Origin of the sequence: Actinosynnema sp. NPDC023658, from assembly GCF_040639995.1 — a bacterium.
Taxonomy (GTDB): domain Bacteria; phylum Actinomycetota; class Actinomycetes; order Mycobacteriales; family Pseudonocardiaceae; genus Actinosynnema.
The window spans coordinates 1-1,566 of the sequence record NZ_JBFAAX010001196.1; the positions used below are offsets into that span (position 1 = coordinate 1).

1 protein-coding gene is annotated in these 1,566 nt (G+C 74.6%); it reads left to right on the plus strand.

Annotated features, from left to right (window positions below):
• The coding region (locus tag AB0G02_RS39485; protein WP_360805424.1) for a type I polyketide synthase at positions 1 to 1,566 on the plus strand (1,566 nt) is incomplete at both ends.

Below are 1,566 nucleotides of genomic sequence, written 5' to 3' on the forward strand. Positions count from 1 at the left end.
GCACGACGCTGGGCGACCCGATCGAGGCCCAGGCCCTGCTCGCCACCTACGGCCAGGGCCGCGATCCGGAACGCCCGCTGCGCTTGGGCTCGCTCAAGTCCAACATCGGCCACACCCAGGCCGCGGCCGGTGTCGCGGGCATCATCAAGACCATCGAGGCCATGCGCCACGGCGTGATGCCCAGGACGTTGCACGTCACCGAACCGTCCCTGCACGTCTACTGGGACGCGGGCGCGGTGTCGCTGCTCACCGAGGCGACGCCGTGGCCCGAGCTGGACCGGCCGCGCCGCGCGGGCGTGTCGTCGTTCGGCATCAGCGGCACCAACGCCCACGTCATCATCGAGCAGGCGCCGGCCACCGGGCAGCCGCCCGCGCCGCGGTCGGCGCCGGTGGTGCCGTGGCTGCTGTCGGGCAAGACACCGCAGGCGCTGCGCGCGCAGGCGGAGTCCTTCCGCGGGTTCCTCGCCGGGCACCCGGAGGTCACCCCGGCCGACGTCGCGTTCACCCTCCTCACCCGCCGCACCACGCTGGAGCGGCACGCGGTGCTCGTCGGCTCCGACCTCGCTGACTTCGAGGAGCGGCTGGCCGCGGTCGACCCCGAACGGGCCGGGCGCACCACCACCGGCGGCCGGCTCGCGCTCCTGTTCACCGGTCAGGGTGCGCAGCGGGTGGGCATGGGCTTGGCGCTGGCCGAGGCGTTCCCGGTGTTCGCGGAGGCGTTCGACGAGGTGTGCGGGGCGCTGGACCCGATGTTGGACCGGCCGTTGCGCGAGGTGATCACCGACGGCGTCGACCTGGACGAGACCGGCTTCACCCAGCCCGCGTTGTTCGCGGTGGAGGTGGCGCTGTTCCGGCTGCTGGAGTCGTGGGGCGTGCGGCCGGACTTCGTGGCCGGGCACTCCATCGGAGAGCTGGCCGCCGCGCATGCCGCCGGGGTGTTCTCCCTGGTCGACGCCGCCCGGCTGGTCGCCGCACGCGGCCGGCTCATGCAGGCCCTGCCGCGCACCGGCGCGATGGTCGCGGTCGAAGCCACCGAGGAGGAGGTGCGGTCCGAGCTGGAGGGCCTGGTCGGCGTGGTGGACGTGGCCGCGGTCAACGGCCCGCGCGCCGTCGTCCTGGCCGGCGAGGAGGAAGCGACGCTGCTGGCCGCGAAGCAGTGGGAGAGCCGCAACCGTCGTACACGCAGGCTCACGGTCAGCCACGCGTTCCACTCGCCGCTGATGGAGCCGATGCTCGGCGAGTTCGCCGACGTCGCCCACTCCGTCGACTACCACCAGCCGCGCCTGCCGATCGTGTCCACCGCGACCGGCCTGCTCGCCACCGAACCGGCCACGCCCGGCTACTGGGTGCGCCACGTGCGCGGCACGGTCCGCTTCGACCAGGCCGTGCGGACGCTCGCCACCCAGGGCGTGACCACCTTCCTGGAGGTCGGGCCGGACGGCGTGCTCACCGCGATGGCCGCCTCGGTGCTCGACGGCCTGGCCGACAACCGCGACCGGGCGGCGCTGGCCTCCGTGCGGCGCGACCGACCGGAGGCCGAGACCCTCGTCGGCGCCCTGGCCGGGC